The organism is Pseudomonas sp. LAMO17WK12:I10 (genome assembly GCF_900215185.1).
GTDB lineage: Bacteria > Pseudomonadota > Gammaproteobacteria > Pseudomonadales > Pseudomonadaceae > Aquipseudomonas > Aquipseudomonas chlororaphis.
In genome coordinates this window covers 14,766-35,531 of sequence record NZ_OBDX01000003.1, presented here as the reverse complement: position 1 = coordinate 35,531, position 20,766 = coordinate 14,766, and the positions used below count along the sequence as shown (strand labels likewise).

The window sequence follows — 20,766 nt, the reverse complement described above, 5'->3', positions numbered from 1 at the left end:
ACGGCCTTGCGCAGCCTGCGGCAGCGGCTACAGGGGCCGGTTCAGGCCGGCTTGCGGGCAATGATGACCTGGCTCTTGGCGACCACGGCGTCCAGCGCGTGCTTGATCTGCACCCCGCGCGGCGAGTTGAGGATGGTCTGCCAGGTGTTCGCCCATTGGTCGAGCAACGGGTGGTCGGGGTTGCTGAATTCGACCTTGGCTTCCCAGAACAGCAGCATCCACATCGACCAGTAGAAGCCGTACTGGCTATGGCTCAGCACCTCCAGCCCGGCGTCGCCGACCATCTGCTTGAACTGCTCTTCGCTGATGATGCGGATATGGTTGGGCTTCTGGAAATACTCCGGCGCGGCGATGTCCTTTTGCAGGTCCTCGGAGCTCGGGTGCGGCACGCTCAGCAGGTACAGCGCGCCCGGCTGGCCGACTCGCACCAGTTCGCAGAGAAACTGCGCCGGATCGTCCACATGCTCGATGACCTCGGTGGACACCACGCGACTGGCGGTGCCGTCGGCAATCGGCAGTGGATTGCAGTCGGTGACATGGCATTCCACACCGCGGGCCGGCGTATCGCTCAGACGCTGGCGCGTCGCCTCGACCTTGGCCGCGTCGATGTCGGCAATGATGATCTTCGCCCCGCGCATCGCGCAGTAATGCACGTTGCCGCCGTCACCACAGCCAACGTCCAGCAGGGTGTCCTCGGCCGTCACCGGAAAGCCGGTGAACAGCTCGCCGTTTTCCTGGTTGAACCAGCCGCTGAGCATGGCGTCCTGCAGGCCCAGCATGTACGGATCGACCTTGGCCGGCGGCGGTGCGTCGGGCGTCACGGCCGCAGGAGCGCTCGCCGTGAGTTTTTTCAGAAGGCTCAGCATGAAGTGACTCCAGTGGAAGGAACGGGAGAACGGGATGTGCCCAGGCGTTGCACCAGCTCAGCGCCCCGATTGCGCAGGGGCAACTCGATGACACGGTAGTTGAGTTCGCTCAGCAACAGCAGCAAGCCCAGGGCGCAGGCCAGCGCCAGCAGCGGCTGCTCGTTCAGCCCGGCCGTGCCCAGGGGCGCCAGGCGGAACCAGGCTTCGCGGACCAGCAGAAACACCGGGATATGGATCAGGTAGATCCCGTAGGAACGACTGCCGACCCAGGCCAGCAGGCTTTTCAGCGGGCCGCGGGGCAGCAGGTAGTCGCGGTTGTAGGAAGCGATCCACACCAACAGCGCGCAGAGCACCGCCAGGGCGCCGACCCGATAGTGGGTGACATTGAACCCATCGGTGGCCAGCCAGCCCAGGCCCAGGCCACACAGGATCAGCAGCAACGGGCCGAGCCCCGGATGCCGACCCAGCCACTTCGGTTCCCAGTGCCGGTAGCTGGATCGGGCTGTCCACAGCGCCAACAGCACGCCCAGGGCCATGGCGTCGGTGCGGATGAACATCAACAGCACCGAACGCAAACTCACCAGTTGCACGACCACCAGCGCCAGCAACACCCAGACCAGGTACCTGCGACACAACAGCACCAGTAGCGGCAGCAACAGGTAGAACTGCTCCTCCAGCGAGAGGCTCCAGTAGACGAAACTGGCACCGTATTCGTAGTGGAAGAAGCTGTCGGCGAAACGGAAATTGGCGAACTGCAGCAGGCCGGCAACCGTGGCCCAGAGGTTGGCGTACAGGCTGCCGAAGGCTCCCGAACGATTGAGGAACAGGCTCGCCAGCAACATCAGCAGCAGCCACAACCAGGCCGAGGGCAGCAGGCGGAAGGCGCGGCGAATCCAGAAGTCGCGGGTCCGTTGCCAGCACTGCGCGGCGCTGGTGCAGGCGCGCAGCTGCGGGACCAGGCTGCGGGCGATGACAAAACCGGAGATGACGAAGAACAGGTCCACGCCCCACCAGAACTGGCCGTAGGCGGCGACGCTGCCCAACCAGGCGAGCCCGCCTGGAAACAGATTGCCTTGCAGATGATGGAACACCACGCCCAGCACCGCGATGCCCCGCAGCAGCTCGATGTCCATGATCCGCTTGTCGTTCAAGACGGCTCAGCCACGGCGCCGGGCAGCGGCTTGCGGGCGATGATGACCTGGCTTTTCGGCATGAAACCATCGAGCACCTGCTTGATCGCCAGCCCGTCGGGTTGCGCCAGCAGCTCCTCCCAGGTCCGCGCCCAGCCTTCCATCAGCGCCGGGTACGGCGCCTGGATGCGGTCGCGCACGGCGCCCGGCGGCTCGCGTCCGGCGGCCCGTTCGCTGGCCCAGAAAAAGATCATGCCCATGACCCAGAAAAAGCCCGTGGCCTGCCGATGTTCGATGACCAGCCCGGCGTCCTCGATCAACTGGCCAAAGCCTTCGCGGGAAAATACCTGCACATGGTTCGGCGCGCGGTAGTAGCCGGGCGGCGCGATGCCCTTCTGCAAATGCTCGCCCACCGGGTCCGGAACGCTGATCAGGTACTGCGCGCCGGGGCGGCCCATGCGCACCAGCTCGGCGAGAAACGGCGCGGGCTGTTCGATGTGCTCCAGCACCTCCATGCACACCACTTTGCTGGCGCAGCCCTGGGCCAGCGGCAACGGCAGGCTGTTGCTGACCAGCCCCAGGGCGGGCACGTCCGATTGCTCGGCGACTTGCCGGGCCAGGTCGCGCACCTTGTCGAACTCGCTGTCGGTGAAAATCACCGAAGCGCCCTGGCGCATGGCGAACAGCGTCGCCACGCCCTCGCCGCAGCCGACATCGAGCAGGGTGTCTTCGGCGCTGATGGCAAAGCCCTTGAGCAGCTCGCCGGTTTCGGAACGGAACCAGCCATCGAGCATGGCGTCGCGCAAGCCGCAATCGCGGGGAGAAACCGCGGGCCTGGGCGCTTCGGCCAGCAGCGGCGCAGGCAACGGCGCGCCCCTGCGCAAACGCCGCAGAAACGCCCGCATCACGCGGGAAGCCCGGGGGCGGCAGACGCCTTGCGCCGCTCCAGCACTTGTTGGAAGAACTCGCCCAGGCGCTGTTCGGCCGTGGCCTGGCTACAGAAGCGTCGCAGGCTTTCGACCGCATGGCTCGACATGCGCGCATAACGCTTGGGGTCCTGCAGGGCGACGTCGTAGCTGGCGCGATAGGCCGAGCACAACGAATCCCAGTTGGTGATGTAGCGCAAGGTCCGATAGGCCGCCCGCGGATCGTGGGGCCAGGCGGTCAGTTCGTCGGTGGAATCGACGATGAAGGTGTTGTCGTGGTCGATGTAGTCGGCCATCGCGGTGTTGCACGGCGCCACCGCCGGCTTGCCGCAGGACATGAACTCCATCAGCGGCAGGCACTGCCCTTCGCCGAACGAGGAATTGACCACATAGCGGGTGGCCTCCACCAGCCGTTCGTAGTCCGGGTCGGACAAAAAGCCGTGGATCAGCACGATCCGGCACTGATAGGACTGGTTCTTGTAGAGGTGGTGCAGCATGTCGGCCAGCGCGTTGCCGATATCGTGGTGGGTCAGTTTCAGCACCAGGGTGGCGTCGGCACAGTCGCGAAAGGTGGTGCAGAACGCACTGATCATGTCCTGCCAGTTCTTGCGCCCGTCGTAGGGGTTGAACACCGAGGTGTAGACCACCCCGTCGAGCAGCAGTTGGCAATCGCGGGCCGGGGCATTGAGCAGTACTGGCGAGCCTTCGCGCAGCGGGCTCGGGCCATAGGCATTCAGGTCCAGGGTGCGGCTGTCGAGCAACAGTCCGTGCAGGTTGAGGGTCACACGGGACGCCCGTGGCTGCTTGCCCAGTTGCTCGCCACGGCGGGCGAAGCGATCCCAGACCGGGGCCGGGATCGCGCAGATCGGGTAGTCCTCGCCCATCACCTCGCGCACCGCTCGCACGGTAAAGCTGGAGTGGGTGATCGCCGCGCCCGCGGTGCCCAGGACCAGCCGCCAGTCATGGCGCGGCTCGCCCTGCCAGCTTTCGGTGGGAATGGTGCTGAACTCCCAGGCGAACACCGGGATGGTCGGGCAGGCGTAATGGTTGGACGTGCGATGGGGCGGCGAGAACGACAGGAAGATGCACGCCTCGCCGCGGCTCTGGCAGTCGAAATACAGGCGGTCCACCAGCTCGTCGGGGTTGCTGACCTCCAGCACCTGGCCCAGGCGTTCCAGTACCGGCCGGAACTCCTTGAGCACGAAGTAGTAGCTGTATTCGGGACGGCCGAGGTTCTGCTGGATGTTGCTCTTGTTGGTTTCCGAATGGATGAGGATCAGCATCAGGCGTTACCCGCCACGGCCAGGGAGGATGCGCCACCGGCCTCGGTCAGCGGGGTCAGGGCGAAGAACTCCCGCAGGCGCCCCTGGACGCTGGCGAAGCTGCTGTACTCCTGCATGCGCCGGGCCGCGGCCAGGGACATCGACTGGTACCCCGCGGGGTTTTCCTTGGCCATGCGGTAACTGTCCTGGTAGGCGGTTTTCAACGAGCCCCAATCCGGGCGGTGACGCAGGGTGCGGAACAGGATGCGCGAGTCCTGCGGCCAGATCGCCGGCTCCTGGCTGGACTTGACGATGAAGGCCACGTCCTCGTCGATGTAATCGAGCATGGCCGTGTGCAGCGGCGCGATCACCGGCTTGCCGCAGGCCATGAATTCCATCAGCGGCAGGCACAGGCCTTCGCACCGCGAGGCGTTGACGTAGAAACTGGCCGCGCCGTACAGCCTTGCGAACTGCTCGTCGTCCAGATAGCCGTGCATGGCCACCACCCGGCAGCTGAACGGTGACAGCTGCGACAGCAGGGTCAGCATTTCGACGTAATAGGACGACAGGTCGTTCTGGGTCATCTTCAACACCAGGGTGGCGTCTTCGGTGTCGCGCATCGCCCAGCAGAACGCGGTAATCAGTTGATGCCAGTTCTTGCGGCCGTCGTCGGGGTTGAACACGCTGACATAGACCACGCCATCGACCTGGAACTCCACCTGCTGGTCGGTGGCCGGGAGGACGGCCTGGGGGTGTTCCAGCTCAGGCGCGGGTGCCGGCAGGACCACAGGCAACGCTGCCGCGTGCTCCGGTCTCGATTTCGCCATCAGCGCCCGCAGGCGCTCGGGAACCCGGTCGCGCAACCCCTCGCGGTAGCATTCGCGAACATAGTGCTTGCTGATGAACAGCGGCCGGCGCCATTCGCCGCCGGCCAGCGCTCGATACCATTCGCGCAGATAGTGCTTGGCGATGAACAGCCGGCGCCTGACGGTCAGCGCTGGGGCTTCGACGATTTCGACCTCGACGGGAGCGGGAGACGGCGGCGCCTCATCCAGCACCGGCGCGATCAGACCGTCGGCGGAAAGCCCCAGGGCCCGGCTGTCGATGATGCAGCCCTTGATCTGCAGGGTGGTACCGGCGTTGACCGGCACATTGGGGTATTGCCCGCGGACGCCGTCGAAGCGCTCCCACAACGGGGTAGGCAGCACCAGCACCGGAAAATGCTCACCCAGCACCCGACGCACCGCACGGGCCGTATGGCTGGACAGGGTGATCACCCGGCCATGGCGGCCAAGGGTGCGGCTCCAGTCCTGATGCGGGTCGTCATCCCAGTATTCGTGGGGGATCGAGTCGAACTCCCAGGCCACCACACACAGGGTCGGACAGTCCAGGTCGACCGGGGTTTTCTGGGGTGGGGTGAACGAAAGAAACAGGCAGTCTTCGCCCTTGAGCCGCAGCTCGTGATACAGCCGGTCGACCTCGGCCGGCGTCTGCACCACATGCACGCGCCCAAGGCTTTCCAACACCGGGCGATAGGCCTTGAGCACGAAGTAATAGCTGTATTCCGGACGCCCGAGGCTCTGGCTGATGGAGCCGTCGTTAACATCCGAATAAAGAATGAAATTCATGGCATCTCACGATGAAGCCGCCGTCCTGGCACCTTCACACAATGACGGTAGAGCCATGGCGCCACGCCTGTGTTGCGGGCGTGCATCCATCGTTCTCATGCCCGTCTACGTTCTTGTTCTATTGGTCAGTTTCCAGCGGCTAAAGACAGCTGCCTCTGATCGTTTGGGTCGAGACGAAGGGCATTCTAAACACATCCATCGAATGTTCGGGAACCTACCGGAGAGATTTTTCCTATGCTCAAAAAGGAGAACTTACCGGTCACGATAGGACTTATTGAAATTGCCGCGCAATTGGCACAGATTGACTGCCAAATAACTACAACAATAACTTCGCGTGGCAGGCCATTTTCGATACTTTTCGGAAGTTCCTGAATTTTCCCGCCTTTAAACTCGGGATTTCGCGCAAGTTCGTGATGAGGGGACTGCCGCTTGAAGAAGCGTCTGTTTGTAACGGGCCTGAATGGATTCATGGGTCGTCACACCCAATCCCGCTTGAGCAGCATCGGCTCAGGCCGGAGGTCGCTGCCTGCCTCCTCCCATGGCCCGAGCGCCCACCAAAACTTCCAGCGCCTGTTACCCCGATCACCCGACCCGGCGATCCACCTGACTGGCCAGCGCAACAACATCCGCCCTCTGCTCGAGCCTCTGACCCCGCTTGCCCCGGCCTCCACCACCACGCTCCAGTCCCCTGCCCGTCAATGGTGGACAGCATTGCGTCGCGCCCATGGTGGCCATGGCGAGCGGCTGTACAGCGAATGGGCGCCTGAAACACCTATACAACAATCCCCGCGGGCGATCCTGTCCGACTGGGAGTCACGGGTACTACAAGAATGACAAAAAGTGCACTGATCACAGGGATCACGGGGCAGGACGGCGCCTATCTGGCCAAGTTGCTGCTGGACAAGGGCTATCAGGTTCACGGACTGGTGGCGCGACGCAGCAGCGACTCGCGCTGGCGCTTGCGTGAGATGGGCATCGAGGGCGAGATCCGCTATCTGGATGGCGACATGGCCGACGCCTGCTCCGTGCAACGGGCGGTGATCAAGGCGGCGCCCGACGAACTCTACAACCTGGCGGCGCAAAGCTTTGTCGCCGCCTCCTGGGACCAGCCGGTGACCACCGGTATCGTCGACGGGCTGGGCGTGACCCACCTGCTCGAGGCGATCCGCCAGTTCAGCCCGCACACCCGCTTTTACCAGGCGTCCACCAGCGAAATGTTCGGCCTGATCCAGGCCGAGCAGCAGGACGAAAATACCCCGTTCTACCCACGCAGCCCCTACGGCGTGGCCAAGCTCTACGGGCACTGGATCACCGTGAACTACCGCGAGAGCTTCGGCCTGCACGCCAGCAGCGGCATCCTGTTCAACCACGAATCGCCCCTGCGCGGCATCGAGTTCGTGACCCGCAAAGTCACCGACGCCGCCGCGCGGATCAAACAGGGCAAGCAGCAGGAGCTGCGCCTGGGCAACATCGACGCCAAGCGCGACTGGGGATTCGCCGGCGACTATGTCGAAGCCATGTGGCTGATGCTGCAACAGGGCAAGGCCGACGATTACGTGGTGGCCACCGGCGTCACCACCACCGTGCGCGAGATGTGCCAGATCGCCTTCGAACACGTCGGCCTGAACTACCGTGACTACGTGAAGATCGACCCGGCGTTCTTGCGCCCGGCGGAGGTCGACGTGCTGCTGGGCAACCCGGCCAAAGCTCAAAAGCTCCTTGGCTGGCGGCCCAAAACCGATCTGCAGGACCTGATCCACATGATGGTGGATGCGGACATGACACGTGTTGCCAAGGAGTAAGGCATGTTGATTCCTGTAATTGTTTCCGGCGGCGCCGGCACCCGTTTATGGCCAGTGTCGCGCGAAGGGCAGCCCAAGCCCTTCATGACCCTGCCCGACGGCCAGAGCCTGCTGGGCAAGACCTACCGTCGTGCTGCCGGGCTGCTGGCCGGCAACGGCGAGATCGTCACGGTGACCAACCGTGAGCACTTTTTCCAAAGCAAGGACCATTTCCAGGCCGCCAGGCTGGAACAGCACCACGGCCACTTCATCCTCGAACCCTCGGGCCGCAATACAGCACCGGCGATTGCCGCCGCCGCGCTGGCCGTGCAGGCACGGCACGGCGATCAGGCAACCCTGGTGGTCATGCCCGCCGACCACCTGATCCAGGACGAGGCGGCCTTTCGCAATGCTGTCGCCCACGCCGTGCAACTGGCCAAAGCCGGTTACCTGGTGACGTTCGGCATCACTCCGACCGCGCCGGAAACCGGTTTTGGCTACATCGAATCCGGCGATAGCCTGGACGAACGTGGCGGCGCCCGGGTTCGCCGCTTCGTCGAGAAACCTGACCCGCTGACCGCCCAGGGTTACCTCGACAGCGGCCGGTTCCTGTGGAACTCGGGGATGTTCTGCTTCACGGTCGCGACCCTGCTGGCCGAGTTGCAGCAGCACGCTCCCGCGCTGCTGGAGCTGGGCCGCGCCTGCCAGGCGGCCAGCACGCCAGTGGAAACCGGACGCATTGTCCAGCACGAGTTGTCGGCGGCGCATTTCGCCGATATGCCAGATATTTCCATCGACTACGCGCTGATGGAAATCTCGGACAAGGTCGCGGTGATCCCGGCCGGCTTCGACTGGAGCGATATCGGTTCCTGGTGCGCCATCAGCGCCCTGATCGACGCCGATGCCCAGGACAACCGCGCCACTGGCGAGGCCCTGTTCATCGACAGCCGCGGCAACTTCGTACAGAGCGAAGGCCGGATGATCGCCACGGTGGGTGTCGACAACCTGATCGTGGTCGAAACCGCCGACGCCATCCTGGTGGCCCACGCCGACCGCGCCCAGGACGTGCGCCAGGTGGCCAGGCAGCTCAAGGATCGCAACCACGAAGCCTATCGCCTGCATCGCACGGTCAACCGGCCCTGGGGCAGCTACACCGTGCTGGAGGAAGGCCCGGGCTTCAAGATCAAGCGCATCGTGGTCAAGCCCGGCACGGCGCTGTCGCTGCAGATGCATCACCACCGCAGTGAGCATTGGGTGGTAGTCCAGGGCGCGGCCAGAGTCACCAACAACGGCGAAGGCTCGCATCTGCTCAACAGCAACGAATCCACCTTCATCGCCGCCGGGCACAAGCACCGCTTGGCGAACCCGGGGGTGATCGACCTGGTCATCATCGAAGTGCAGAGCGGCGAATACCTGGGCGAAGACGACATCGTCCGTTTCGAAGACCAATACGGCAGGACGGCCTGATGCTGCTCAATCTGTACCGCTCGCTGCGCAGCTACCGAGGCTTCATCCTCGGCAGCGTGCAGCGCGAATTCCAGGCGCGTTACCGCAACTCGCTGTTCGGCGCCTTGTGGACCGTGCTTAACCCGCTGTCGATGATCGTGGTTTACACGGTGATCTTTTCCCAGGTGATGCGCGCCCGCCTGCCAGGGGTCGAGGACGGCCTGGCCTACAGCGTCTACCTGTGCGCCGGGCTGCTGACCTGGGGCCTGTTTTCCGAGCTGACCCTGCGCAGCCAGAGCATGTTCCTGGAAAACGCCAACCTGCTGAAGAAGATCAGCTTCCCGCGCATCTGCCTGCCGGTGATCGTGCTGCTCAACGCCGGCATCAACTTCGCGATCATCCTCGGCCTGTTCCTCGGTTTCCTGCTGATCACCGGGCGCCTGCCGGGCCTGGCGCTGCTCGCGCTGATCCCGCTGCTGCTGTTGCAGGTGCTGTTCTGCACCGGCCTGGGGATGATCCTCGGGGTGCTGAACGTGTTCTTTCGCGACGTCGGGCAGTTCTTTGGCATCTTCCTGCAGTTCTGGTTCTGGCTGACGCCCATTGTCTATCCCATCAGCATCCTGCCCGAGTCGATCCAGCGCCTGCTGGCGCTCAACCCGCTGACCGCGCTGATGCACAGCTACCAGAACCTGTTCCTGTACGACCAGTGGCCGCAATGGAGTTCGCTGACCCCGATGCTGGTGATCAGCCTGTTGTTCTGTGGCATGGGGCTGCGGCTTTTCCGCCAGCGCGTCGGTGAAATGGTGGATGAGCTCTGATGGGACATATACGCGTCACCGGCCTGGGCAAGGCCTATAAGCAGTACCCGAACCGCTGGAGCCGGCTGTTCGAATGGATGATTCCGTTTTCCAGGCCGCGCCATCACCTGCACTGGGTGCTGCAAGGCGTCGATTTCGAGATCGAGCCGGGCCAGGCCGTGGGCATAGTCGGGGTGAACGGCGCCGGCAAAAGCACCTTGCTGAAAATGATCACGGGCACCACCCAGCCGACCTGCGGCGAGATCCATCTGCGGGGTCGGGTGGCGGCATTGCTGGAGCTGGGCATGGGCTTCCACCCGGACTTCACCGGGCGCCAGAACGCGGTCATGGCCGGACAGCTGCTGGGCATGCAGGTCGAGGAAATCCAGGCCCTGATGGCGGAAATCGAAGCCTTCGCCGAGATCGGCGAGGCCATCGATCATCCGGTACGTACCTATTCGAGCGGCATGCAGATGCGCCTGGCATTCAGCGTGGCCACGGCCCGGCGCCCGGACATCCTGATCGTCGACGAGGCGCTGTCGGTGGGCGACGCCTACTTCCAGCACAAGAGTTTCGAGCGCATCCGCAGCTTCCGCCGCGCCGGCACCACCCTGCTGATCGTGTCCCACGACCGCTCGGCGATCCAGTCGATTTGCGACACCGCGATCCTGCTCGAACAGGGCCGCGTGGCCATGCACGGCAAGCCGGAAGAAGTGATGGACTACTACAACGCCATGCTCGCCGAACGCGAAGGCCAGACGGTGCGCCAGGAAATGCTCGCCAACGGCCAGGTACGGACCATTTCCGGCACCGGCGAAGCCGCGATCCTCAGTGTGCACCTGCGCGACGAACGCGAGCGCTCGATCGAGATGGCCGAAGTCGGCCAGCCGGTGGTGCTGGAAGTACAGGTCGAGGTGCGCCAGGACATCGAACGGCTGGTGCTGGGTTTCATGATCAAGGACCGTCTCGGCCAGCCCATGTATGGCATCAACACCCATCGCCTGGACCAGGCCCTGACCGACTTGAGTGCCGGCGAAAAGGTCACCTTCCGCTTCGCCTTCACCATGGGCCTGGGCAAGGGCAACTACTCGGTGGCCCTGAGCCTTTCGCGGCTGGATTCGCACCTGGATCGCAACTTCGAATGGCGCGACTACGGCCTGGTCTTCCACGTCATCAATAACCGCCAGGAAGACTTTGTCGGTTGTTCCTGGCTGCAGGCGCGGACCAGTATCGAGCGCACCCTCCCGGGCTTCGTGGAGCCCGTCCAGCCAATCAGCCAGCAGGTGGAACCATGAGCCGCCTGTTGATCGAATGCACCTACGTGTTCGAACACCCCGAAACCAACTCAGGCATCCAGCGCGTGGTGCGCAACGTCATCCGCGAGTTGCCCGCGGCCAGCGGCGCGGTGGAGTGCATTCCGGTGGCGATGCTCGGCGGCAAGCTGTATCGGGTTCTGAGCCTAAAGCCGCTGCCGACCCGGCGCTGGGACCTGATGAGCCTGCGGGTACGCCTGGAGCAGATCGCTAACGTTTTCTGGCTGCGCCACCGGACTCTGGAACGCCGCAAACCCTTTGCCGATTCATACATCGCCCGGCGCTTGCTCTACATCGCGTGCCGCCTGACGGCCTTTGCCTTTCTCAGCATTCCCCTGCGCCTGTGCAACCGCTTGGTGAACGTGGATGAAATCCCCCAGCGTTGTGTGCCGCTGCAACATCAACCGGGCGATCAACTGGTGCTGTTGGACTCGTCGTGGCACGCCGACTTTTTCCCCTTGGCCGAACAGCTCAAGCGCGACGGCGTGGGAATAGTTTCGGTGATCTACGACCTGATCCCCCTGACTCATCCGCAGTTCTGCGACGCCGGGCTGGTCCGGGTGTTCAACCATTGGTTCGACTGGATAGCCCGCACCGCCGACGGCTACGTGGCGATCTCCGCGACCATCCGCGATCAGGTGCACGCGGAAATGCTCCGCCGGGTTGGCCGCGAGCAGGTCACGCAGCGTTGGTTCGATTTTTTCCACCTGGGTTCGGAGCTGGATCTGTGCAGCGAGAACTCGCGGATAGACCCGGACTTGACGCAGCTGTTCAAGCATCGGGCGCCGGTGTTCCTGATGGTCAGCACCATCGAACCACGCAAGAACCACGGGTTCCTGATCGACGCCTTCGAGCGTGTCTGGGCCAGCGGTTCCCAGGCCCGCCTGTGCATCGCCGGGCGCATCGGCTGGAAGTGCGAGGCGCTGATCGAACGGATTCGCCGGCACCCGGAGTTGAACCGGCGCCTGTTCATGTTCAATTCACTGGACGACAACAGCCTGGAGTACGCCTACTCCAAGGCGACGGCGCTGGTGTTCCCCTCCTATGTCGAAGGGTTCGGCCTGCCCCTGGTGGAAGCCATGCAGCGTGGCCTGCCCGCCATGGGCAGCGACATCCCGGTATTTCGCGAAATCGGCGGCGAATTCATGGCCTATTTCGACCTGAATGATCCACAGAGCCTGGCCGAGCTGGTCATCCAGCAAGAGCGCACGGGGGTGTTCCCCGCTGCCCGTGATGTGGATGAGTGGCGTTGGCTGACTTGGCGCGACGCCAGCAACCAGTTGATCGAACGTATTGTCCGCCAGCACCGGAACGCCCCTGCGGTCCTGGAGATGAACGATGCGTGTAGCCCTTAACGCGCGCATTCTCCAGGCGCCACGCACCGGCATCGGCCACTACGTCGCGGAACTGGCGCCGGCCCTGGCCGGCGAGTCGGGCCTTGAACTGGCGCTGTTCCATGGCTGGGGTTGGAGCAATGAACTGCCGACTGCCGCGATGCCCGGTTACTCCCGGCTCAGCCCCTGGCTGCGCCAGATTCCCGGGGCCTACCAGGCGCGGCGCTGGCTGGAACAGCGGCGCTTCGACCAGGGCCGGCACGCCACCATCGACCTCTACCACGAACCCAGCCTGTGGCCGATGTCGTTCGAGGGGCCGACTGTGATGACCCTGCACGACCTGACCCACGTGCATTACCCGGCCACCCAGCCACCGGCGCGGCTGAAGGAAATCGAGCGACGCCTGGGAGCCGGCATGGAGCAGGCGCGGGTGATCCTGACCGATTCGCAGTTCGTCGCCGATGAAGCCCAGGCCTACTTCGGCCTGCCGCGCGAGCGTTTTGTCGTGGCCCCGCTGGGTGCGGCTCCACGCTTTCATCCCCGGGAGCCGGCCGAGCTGGAGCCCTGCCTCGCGACCTACAAGCTGCAAGCCCACGGCTATCTACTCTGCGTGGGCACCCTGGAACCGCGCAAGAACCTGTCCCTGGCTTTGCTGGCGCATGCCCGGCTGCCGGAAACCCTGCGCCAGCGTTATCCCTTGCTGATCGTCGGCATGGTGGGCTGGGAGCAAGGGCAATTCAGCGAAACGCTGTCCAGCGCCCTGGCCAGCGGCCATGTGCGCCTGCTGGGCTACCTGCCGGACGAACAGCTGGCACAGCTGGTCGCCGGAGCCAGGGCCCTGGTTTTTCCTTCGCGTTACGAGGGCTTTGGTCTTCCAGTCCTGGAAGCCATGGCCAGTGGTACGCCGGTGGTACTGACACGATGTTCGGCAATGCCCGAAGTCGCAGATACGGCCGGCAACTATGTCGGCCCCGACGATGTGGACGGCTTGCGCCACGCCCTGCTGCGCCTGATCGAAGACGACGGCCATTGGCAGGCGTGCCGCGAAGCGGGATTGCAACAGGCAAGACTTTTTTCCTGGGGGCGCTGCGCGCGGATCACCGCGCGTGCCTACCGTCAGGCCATGGGAGGCTGAATGCGGGTTTTACACTTCTACAAAACATACCTGCCTGACTCGGTCGGCGGCACTGAGCAGGTCATCTTCCAGCTCTGCGAAAGCGGTGCCCACTATGGCATCGACGGCCAGGTCCTGACGCTGAGCCCCGATCCCTCGCCCGGCGCGCTGAAGGTGGGCCAGCATGAAGTGCACCAGGCGAAGCTGGATTTCCAGTTCGCCTCCACCGGTTTCTCCTACAGCGTGTTCAAGCAGTTCCGCGAAATGGCCGCCGAAGCCGATGTGGTCAACTATCACTTCCCCTGGCCGTTCATGGACCTGGTGCATTTCATGAGTGGCATGAACAAGCCCTGTGTGGCCACCTACCACTCCGACATCATCCGCCAGCGCCACCTGCTCAAGCTGTACCGGCCATTGATGAACCGCTTCCTGGGCAGCGTCGACCGGATCGTCGCCGCGTCGCCGAACTACCTGCACACCAGCGATGTGCTGCAACAGTTCCCGGACAAGACCCGGGTCATCCCCTACGGCCTGGACAAGGCTGGTTATCCACAGCCTGACGCCGAACGCATGGCCCAGTGGCGCCAGCGCCTGGGCGAGCGTTTTTTCCTGTTCGTCGGGGTGATGCGTTACTACAAGGGCCTGCACATCCTGCTCGATGCCCTCAAGGACGTGGACTACCCGGTGGTGATCGTCGGCGCCGGCCCGCTGGAGGCCGAACTGCATGCCCAGGCCGCGGCGCTGGGCCTGCGCAACCTGCATTTCCTCGGCCGCTTGGGGGATGAAGACAAGGTGGCCTTGCTGCAACTGAGCTACGCCATCGTCTTCCCCTCGCACCTGCGCTCCGAGGCCTTCGGCATCTCGCTGCTCGAAGGCGCGATGTACGGCAAACCGATGATCTCCAGCGAGATCGGCACCGGCACCAGCTACATCAATATCCATGGCGAAACCGGTCTGGTGGTGCCGCCCAGCGATCCCCTGGCCTTCCGCGCCGCCATGCGCCAGCTCTGGGACAACCCGGAACAGGCCGCTCGGATGGGCCTCAAGGCCGAAGCCCGTTACCGGCAGCTGTTCACCGCCGACCAGATGGGCCAAAGGTGGAGCGAGCTGTACCAGGAGTTACTGGAGGAAAAAGCCCTGTCCTACGCCTGATCCGTCCAGCGCAAGGCCAGCGCCGCGGGCCGGCGCACCAGTTGCTCGACCTCGAAGCGCCACAGGCGCTCGGCGCCTGGGAAGGTGGCGATCTGCGGGTCGTCGAGCACGACTTCAGTGCGGCCGCTGAGCTGCAGCAGGTCGCCGCGGCTGAAGTCGATGAACAGCAGGCCGGCGCGGGGGTTGAGCAGCAGGTTGCCCAGGGTGTTGAAGTGCAGGTTGCCGGCGAAATCCGGAATGCTCAGGCGGTTGCCCTCGACCCGCACGAAACCGGCCGGGCCGCCGCGGTGGGACACATCGACCCAGAGCCGTCCCTCGAGCTCCACGTAACTGGCGACGAAAAACGTATCGGCGTCCCGGATCATCGCCCTCGCCGCTTCATCCAGCGCATCCAGGCGCTGCACCGGCCGATGCGTGGCCAGCGGCACCGACTCGAACTGACGCAGCTGGATGTAGCGCGGGCAATTGCCGAAGGACTGTTCGACCCCCAGGGCAAAACCGCTGTCGTCCAGCTCGACGATCCGACCGTTGAGGCGGTTGCGCCGCCGGGTATGTAGCTCGATGCCCAACAGGCCGATGGCCGCGCCCGGCGTCAGCTGGGCGGGATCTTCGGCGGCGGGCAGGCTGTCGAGCCTTAGCCGCCCGGGGGTTGGCGAGTGGGCGAAACCGATAGCCCCTTCGAGCACGCTGGCCCAGGGGTTGCCCTGGTTATCCACAGCCCCGAGCAGCATGAACGGCAGCTGTTGATAAAACTGCCGGTGCTGGTCGGGCATCTCGCTGCGGATCACCTTGCGCCCGACGACGTCCATGCGCTCGGCAACGCCAGCCTGGGCTTGCAGGCGGGTTTCGCCTGCATGCCAGGGGGATTCGATGTTCATGATGGGTCTCCCCTGCGTCGATGACGCAGCAGTCAGCAGGCCCGGAGGGTGCCGGGCCGCCAGATTCAGGCGCTTTGCAGGCCCACCGCGGTGCGCGGCATGCCGACGAAGCCAGGCAAGGCTTCGATGCGCGCCAGCCAGGCGCGGACCTGTGGATAATCCGCCAGCGACACATTGCCCTCGGGGGCGTGGGCGATGTAGCTGTAGCCGGCGATATCGGCGATGGTCGGTTCGCTGCCCGCCAGGTAAGGGCTGGCCGTCAGTTCCTGCTCGACCACCTTGAGCAGCGCATGGGAGCGGTCGATGGCCTCCTCGGCGTTGCGCTGGGCGCCGAATACGGTGATCAGCCGCGCCACCGCCGGGCCGAACGCAATCGGCCCCGCCGCCACCGACAACCAGCGCTGGACTCGCGCCGCGCCAATCGGATCGCTGGGCAACCAACGGCCCTGGCCGTACTTCTGCGCCAGATACACCAGGATCGCGTTGGAGTCGGCCAGCACCACGCCCTGGTCGTCGATCACCGGCACCTGGCCAAAGGCGTTCAGCGCCAGGAAGTCCGCCTGCTTGTGCTCGCCTTTCGCCAGGTCGACGAAGACCAGCTCGAAAGGCAGCCCCAGCAGCGACAACATCAGTTCGACGCGATGGGCATGACCGGAACGGGGGAAGTTGTAGAGCTTGATGGCGTGCATGGCAGACTCCGCTGGGCAGGGGTGCGGCTCACAAGAGCGGCACTGACAGACGCCATCTTCCCTCTCGGGTCAAAACAACAGAATCACCAGAAAACACAATCCATCATTTCAGCCAGCGCAATGATCCGCGCTACGACTGCAACGCCGGATGTTCGCGCAGCGCCTGCACCGCGAAGTCGACGAAGCTGCGCACCCGCGCCGGGGCCTTGCGCCCGCCCTGATACACCACATGGATCGGCAGCGGCGCCAGTTCGAACTCCGCCAGGATAATCTCCAGCTCGCCCGCCGCCACCTTGCCCGCGACCTGGTACGACAGCACCCGGGTCAGGCCCAGCCCCAGGCACGCGGCACTGATCGCCGCCTGGTTGGCGGTGACCACCAGCCGCGGCTCCGGACGAATATTCAAGGGTGTTCCGTTATCGTCGAACAGCCAGCTTCTGGACTGGCCGATGGACGACGGCGCAATCACCGGCGCCTGGCGCAGTTCCTGGGGATGCCGTGGTCGGCCATGCCGCGCCAGAAAAGCCGGGGAAGCACAGATGACCCGCCGCACCTCGCCGACGCGCATCGCGTGCTGGCCGCTGTCGGGCAATTCGCCGATACGCACCGCGACGTCCATGCCTTCCTCGACCATGCTCACCACCCGATCGACCAGCAGGGCATTGATGCTGACCTCGGGAAAGCGTTCCAGGTAATCCACCATCAGCGGAGTCACGAACAGCTCGCCGAACAGCACCGGAGCGGTGATCGTCAGTTGTCCGCGCGGGAGGGCATGGATGCCGGCGGCCGAGGCCTCGGCGTCCTGCAACTCGGCGAGGATGCGCCGGCTGTCTTCCAGGTAACGCTGGCCGGCTTCCGTCAGCAGCACATTGCGCGTGGTGCGGGTCAGCAGTTGGGTGCCGATACGTTGCTCCAGCGCCGCCACCGCCCGGGTCACACTGGGCGCGGACAGCCCCAGGCGCCGGGCCGCGGCCGCGAAGCCCTGCTCCTGGGCGACGCTGATGAATACCTGCATTTCCTGGAATCGGTCCATGACGGTCCTCGCAGTACGGCGCCCTGCCCCGGCACCGTCCCGCATGGACCGCCCGGGCTCAGGCAGGGACCTGGAGTCGCTGCCACAAGGCCTCATCGTTGAAGTCCCGGATGATACTCCGCGCACCCGCCTCGCGAAGCTGAGTTTCCTCCAGGCCCGAGAGCATGCCAAAGGTGTGGATGCCCGCCGCCGCCGCGGAACGCACGCCGGCCAGCGAGTCCTCGAAGGCCAGCGCCTGATCGGCGCTCGCGTCCAGCAAGCGCAAAGCCGTCAGGTAAGGCAGCGGGTCGGGCTTGCCGCGCGCCAGCTCACCGCCGATCACCAGCGCATCGAAGCGCTCGGCAATCCCCAGGCCCTGGAGCATGGCTTCGGCGTTTTCCCTAGGCGCGTTGGTCACCACCGCCATGGGGATACCGGCCGCCTGGGCATAATCCAGGGTGCGCAGCACGCCAGGCACCGGAATGGTCTCGCGCAGTTGGGCGCGGAACATGGCCTCCTTCTGTGCCGCCAGCTCCGGGTATTGCGTCGCCGGCGCCTGGGGAAACAGGCCGGAGAAAATCATGTCGTCGGGAAAGCCCATCACGTGGGCCTTGTAGTAATCCAGGCTCATGGATTTTCCCCAGCGCGCCAGCAACTGGTTGTAGGCGTTGAGGTGCAGGTCATCGGTGTCGATGAGGGTGCCGTCGAGATCGAACAACAGGGCAGAAAGCTTCAAGGGCGTGCTCCGGGAAAATGCAGACCGCAGGCGATCGGCAGCATGAGAAAGGGGTAGACGATCAACAGGCTGAAAGCCGCTTCGACACCGATCCGCGAGGACAGCAAGCCCAGCAGGAAAGGCGCCAGCAGCAGCGCCACGCCCACCGCCTGCGAGGCCTGGGCGCTGATGGCCGAGCTGGCCTGGGGCGCGATGCGCATCGCCGAACCGAGGATCAACGGGAAGAAATTGCCCAGGCAGGCGCCCAGGACGAAGATGAACAAGGCCGTCGGCAGCCGGGTCTGGCTGAAGTACAGCAGCACCAGGGTGGCGATGGCCCCGAGCATCACGCCGACCAGCAGCGGCAACGGGCTGATGCGGATCAACGCATAACGGCTGGCCAGGCGCCCGCACACCGTGCCGGCAAAATACAGGCTCATCAGCGTGGCCGCGGCCGAGGCGCTGACCTGGACATGCACGGCCAGGTATTCCGCGCCCCAGAAACCGACGCCCCATTCCGCGGAAATACCCAGCAGCACCGAGGCCCACAGGCTCAGTTGCACCCGCCGGGTCATGAGGGTCTGCCCGCTCTCGCAGGCTTGATCGGTGGCGGCGAGTGTCGCCGGGGCGTTCCAGGCATTCAGCGAGAGCAAGGTCACCAGCAGCGCGATAGCGGCGATGCTGCTTGGCACCAGGCGCCAGGACAGACCCAGGCCGGTCATGCCACCCACCAGCAGGGCGCCGCCGAGCACGCACAACCCGGCGACGATGTGCGCCTCCACCAGCCTCGGTGCGGCCTGTTCGCGATAACGCTCGCCCAGGGCTGCCTGCCCTACCGCCAGTACAAATCCGCCCGACAGGCCCATCGCCCCGGCGGCGAGCAAGCTCAGCGACCAGTGTCCGGCAAGGGCGAACAGGCTGCTGGCAATAACCACCGAGAGGCAGGCGATGGTGCTCATGCTCGTCGAGCGCAACCGTCGTTCCAGCCAGCGATAGGGCCAGCCGACCAGCGCCAGGCCGGCGGCATAGGCGGCGAAATGCAGGCCGGCCCAACCGAGGTCGAGGGCCAGGGTGTCGCGCAGGAACGGCATGATCGGCCCGAGCAGCCCTTGCTGGGCGCCGAACAGCCCGAACAGCAGGTAAAGAAACCACGGGCGCGCCTCGCGGACCTGCTCCTGGCGGCTAAGCGCTTGACTGGAATCCCGCGCGGCTTCAGCCATGGGCCGTCTCCCGGCTGAACAGCGCCTGCCAATGCCGACAGCGCGCCGCCTTGTCGCGACTGGCCTGCAAGGCCGGCAGCGGTTGCAGCGCGCCGACCGGGTGAGCCTGGCCCGGCACGACCTTGCCATAGCGCTGGCTGATCTGCGCCGCGGCCGGGGTGAGCATCCACTGCAATGCCTGCTGCGCATAGGCGGCGTTGGGCGAGCCGGCTCGGCAGGCGAACACCTCGTCCTCATAACAGCGTGCATCTTCGGGCACGCACCAGCGCAGCTGCGGGTGCTGTTCGGCGGCGCGGGTGGCCGCGGTCGACACCGTCACCCCCAGCCAGGCCTGCCCCTGCACGACGGCCTCGATCGGCGCCGTGGAGGAACCGCTGATCGCAGGGCCGTGCCCGGCCACCTGGGCCAGCAGTGTCCAGGCGGGTTCGCCGTAATGCTCGAGCAACGCGCTGAGGTGCAGGTAACCGGCACCGGAGCGCGCGGGGTCGGGCAAGGCGATGCGCCCGGCCCATTCGGGGCCTGTCAGGTCCTGCCAGCGGGTCGGCGCCGCCAGGCCCTCGCGGGCCAGGACCTTGGGGTCATAACAGAAGGCCGGGACGAAACCCGATGCCGCGAACCAGCGGCGATCGGTGGCCACCGCGGCGTCCGGCAGGCCGGAGAATTCGATGTCCGTCAGCGGCATCAGTTGCCAGGCCAGGGCCGGGTCGAGCAAGGCGGTGGCCGCCGTGCCCAGCAACAGGTCCCAGGCCCCGGCGCTGCCACCGTGCAGGCGCTCGATCAGCTCCGAGGTGGAACAACGGGTCAGGCGCACCGGCATGCCGATGTGCTGGCTGATGCCGGCGATGAATTCGGCCAGCTCGGCGTTTTCCATCGAGCTGATGGCGTTGAGCTCAGTCATCGGTGGCCTCCAGCAGCCGGTGCAGCTTGGCGTACTGCAGCAGCATGATGGTCTTGCCGTCGCAGATCTCGCCGCTGTCGATCATTGCCAGGGCCCGGTCGATCGGCAGCTCCAGCACTTCGATCTCTTCACCCTCGTGTTCCAGGCCGCCGCCCTCGCTTTGCTTGTCTTCATCGAAATATTCGCCGACGAAGAAATGCAGGCGCTCGGTGACCGACCCCGGGCTCATGAAGGCTTCGAACACCTTGCGCACCTCACGGATGCGATAGCCGGTTTCCTCCTCCGTCTCCTTGTGAATGCAGGTCCGCGCATCGTCCTTGTCCAGCAGCCCGGCGCAGGTTTCGATCAACATGCCGTCGTGTTCGTTGACGAAGGCCGGGAAACGGAACTGCCGGGTCAGCACCACCGTCTGCTTGGCCCTGCTGTACAGCAGGATGGTGGCGCCATTGCCGCGGTCGTAGGTTTCCCGGTCCAGGGTGCGCCAGACACCGTCGCGGCCCTGGAAGTCGTAGGTGGTCTTGCGCAGTACGTACCAGTTGTCCGAAAGCACTTCGACCTGATGGATCCGCACCCGGTCCTTGGTGGAGATGGCCTGGTTCATCGCT

At 65.0% G+C, this 20,766-nt stretch carries 18 protein-coding genes and 1 pseudogene; 7 read left to right on the top strand and 12 right to left on the bottom strand.

Translation table 11 applies throughout. The features are described from left to right. Positions 1-41: 41 nt before the first annotated feature. The 5 genes from CRO75_RS04630 to CRO75_RS04610 are packed head-to-tail and all read right to left on the bottom strand — an operon-like array spanning position 42 to position 5,812. Positions 42-866, bottom strand: a complete 825-nt coding sequence (locus CRO75_RS04630; protein ID WP_097134581.1) for a class I SAM-dependent methyltransferase — start codon at positions 864-866, stop codon at positions 42-44. Beyond that, positions 860-2,017 (bottom strand): acyltransferase, encoded by a 1,158-nt coding sequence (locus CRO75_RS04625; protein ID WP_097134580.1) that lies wholly within the window; start codon positions 2,015-2,017, stop codon positions 860-862. The genes CRO75_RS04630 and CRO75_RS04625 overlap by 7 nt, the downstream gene beginning before the upstream one ends. Then, positions 2,014-2,901: a methyltransferase domain-containing protein gene (locus CRO75_RS04620; RefSeq protein WP_097134579.1), complete on the bottom strand. Its 888-nt coding sequence runs from the start codon at positions 2,899-2,901 to the stop codon at positions 2,014-2,016. Before CRO75_RS04620 ends, CRO75_RS04625 begins: the two co-directional genes overlap by 4 nt. Next, entirely contained in the window at positions 2,901-4,205 is a 1,305-nt protein-coding gene (locus CRO75_RS04615) for a glycosyltransferase (protein ID WP_097134578.1), read from the bottom strand. The genes CRO75_RS04620 and CRO75_RS04615 overlap by 1 nt, the downstream gene beginning before the upstream one ends. After that, positions 4,205-5,812, bottom strand: coding sequence for a glycosyltransferase (locus tag CRO75_RS04610; RefSeq protein WP_097134577.1), 1,608 nt, complete (start codon positions 5,810-5,812; stop codon positions 4,205-4,207). Before CRO75_RS04610 ends, CRO75_RS04615 begins: the two co-directional genes overlap by 1 nt. Positions 5,813-6,642: 830 nt before the next feature. Between CRO75_RS04610 and gmd the strand changes: the two genes are divergently transcribed. The 7 genes from gmd to CRO75_RS04570 are packed head-to-tail and all read left to right on the top strand — an operon-like array spanning position 6,643 to position 14,749. Continuing rightward, positions 6,643-7,614 (top strand): GDP-mannose 4,6-dehydratase, encoded by a 972-nt coding sequence (gmd, locus tag CRO75_RS04600; RefSeq protein ID WP_097134575.1) that lies wholly within the window; start codon positions 6,643-6,645, stop codon positions 7,612-7,614. A gap of 3 nt (positions 7,615-7,617) precedes the next feature. Continuing rightward, positions 7,618-9,060, top strand: coding sequence for a mannose-1-phosphate guanylyltransferase/mannose-6-phosphate isomerase (locus CRO75_RS04595; protein WP_097134574.1), 1,443 nt, complete (start codon positions 7,618-7,620; stop codon positions 9,058-9,060). Beyond that, entirely contained in the window at positions 9,060-9,857 is a 798-nt protein-coding gene (locus CRO75_RS04590; RefSeq protein WP_009041437.1) for an ABC transporter permease, read from the top strand. The genes CRO75_RS04595 and CRO75_RS04590 overlap by 1 nt, the downstream gene beginning before the upstream one ends. Beyond that, the gene (locus tag CRO75_RS04585; protein ID WP_097134573.1) at positions 9,857-11,131 is read left to right on the top strand and encodes an ABC transporter ATP-binding protein; all 1,275 of its coding nucleotides are present in this window, start codon (positions 9,857-9,859) and stop codon (positions 11,129-11,131) included. Before CRO75_RS04590 ends, CRO75_RS04585 begins: the two co-directional genes overlap by 1 nt. Then, positions 11,128-12,504, top strand: coding sequence for a glycosyltransferase family 1 protein (locus CRO75_RS04580; RefSeq protein WP_097134572.1), 1,377 nt, complete (start codon positions 11,128-11,130; stop codon positions 12,502-12,504). The genes CRO75_RS04585 and CRO75_RS04580 overlap by 4 nt, the downstream gene beginning before the upstream one ends. Further along, positions 12,488-13,618: a glycosyltransferase family 1 protein gene (locus tag CRO75_RS04575; protein WP_097134571.1), complete on the top strand. Its 1,131-nt coding sequence runs from the start codon at positions 12,488-12,490 to the stop codon at positions 13,616-13,618. The genes CRO75_RS04580 and CRO75_RS04575 overlap by 17 nt, the downstream gene beginning before the upstream one ends. Further along, the gene (locus tag CRO75_RS04570) at positions 13,619-14,749 is read left to right on the top strand and encodes a glycosyltransferase family 4 protein (RefSeq protein ID WP_097134570.1); all 1,131 of its coding nucleotides are present in this window, start codon (positions 13,619-13,621) and stop codon (positions 14,747-14,749) included. A 5-nt stretch (positions 14,750-14,754) separates the two neighbouring features. On the opposite strand, the pseudogene CRO75_RS04565 reads toward CRO75_RS04570, so the two are convergent. The 7 genes and pseudogenes from CRO75_RS04565 to nudK all read right to left on the bottom strand — a co-directional run. After that, positions 14,755-15,627, bottom strand: a pseudogene (locus tag CRO75_RS04565) (pyridoxamine 5'-phosphate oxidase family protein); the annotation flags it as partial. A gap of 65 nt (positions 15,628-15,692) precedes the next feature. Continuing rightward, complete coding sequence (locus tag CRO75_RS04560; RefSeq protein WP_097134568.1) at positions 15,693-16,316, bottom strand: glutathione S-transferase; 624 nt, start codon at positions 16,314-16,316, stop codon at positions 15,693-15,695. A gap of 130 nt (positions 16,317-16,446) precedes the next feature. Next, complete coding sequence (locus tag CRO75_RS04555; RefSeq protein WP_085532672.1) at positions 16,447-17,349, bottom strand: LysR family transcriptional regulator; 903 nt, start codon at positions 17,347-17,349, stop codon at positions 16,447-16,449. 58 nt (positions 17,350-17,407) lie between these two features. After that, the gene (locus CRO75_RS04550; RefSeq protein ID WP_085532670.1) at positions 17,408-18,064 is read right to left on the bottom strand and encodes an HAD-IA family hydrolase; all 657 of its coding nucleotides are present in this window, start codon (positions 18,062-18,064) and stop codon (positions 17,408-17,410) included. Next, on the bottom strand, positions 18,061-19,263 hold the full coding sequence (locus tag CRO75_RS04545) for an MFS transporter (RefSeq protein WP_097134567.1): 1,203 nt from the start codon (positions 19,261-19,263) through the stop codon (positions 18,061-18,063). Before CRO75_RS04545 ends, CRO75_RS04550 begins: the two co-directional genes overlap by 4 nt. Beyond that, positions 19,256-20,161, bottom strand: a complete 906-nt coding sequence (locus CRO75_RS04540; protein ID WP_097134566.1) for an extracellular solute-binding protein — start codon at positions 20,159-20,161, stop codon at positions 19,256-19,258. Before CRO75_RS04540 ends, CRO75_RS04545 begins: the two co-directional genes overlap by 8 nt. Beyond that, positions 20,154-20,762: a GDP-mannose pyrophosphatase NudK gene (gene nudK / locus CRO75_RS04535; RefSeq protein WP_009041448.1), complete on the bottom strand. Its 609-nt coding sequence runs from the start codon at positions 20,760-20,762 to the stop codon at positions 20,154-20,156. The genes CRO75_RS04540 and nudK overlap by 8 nt, the downstream gene beginning before the upstream one ends. Between the last annotated feature and the right edge of the window lie 4 nt (positions 20,763-20,766).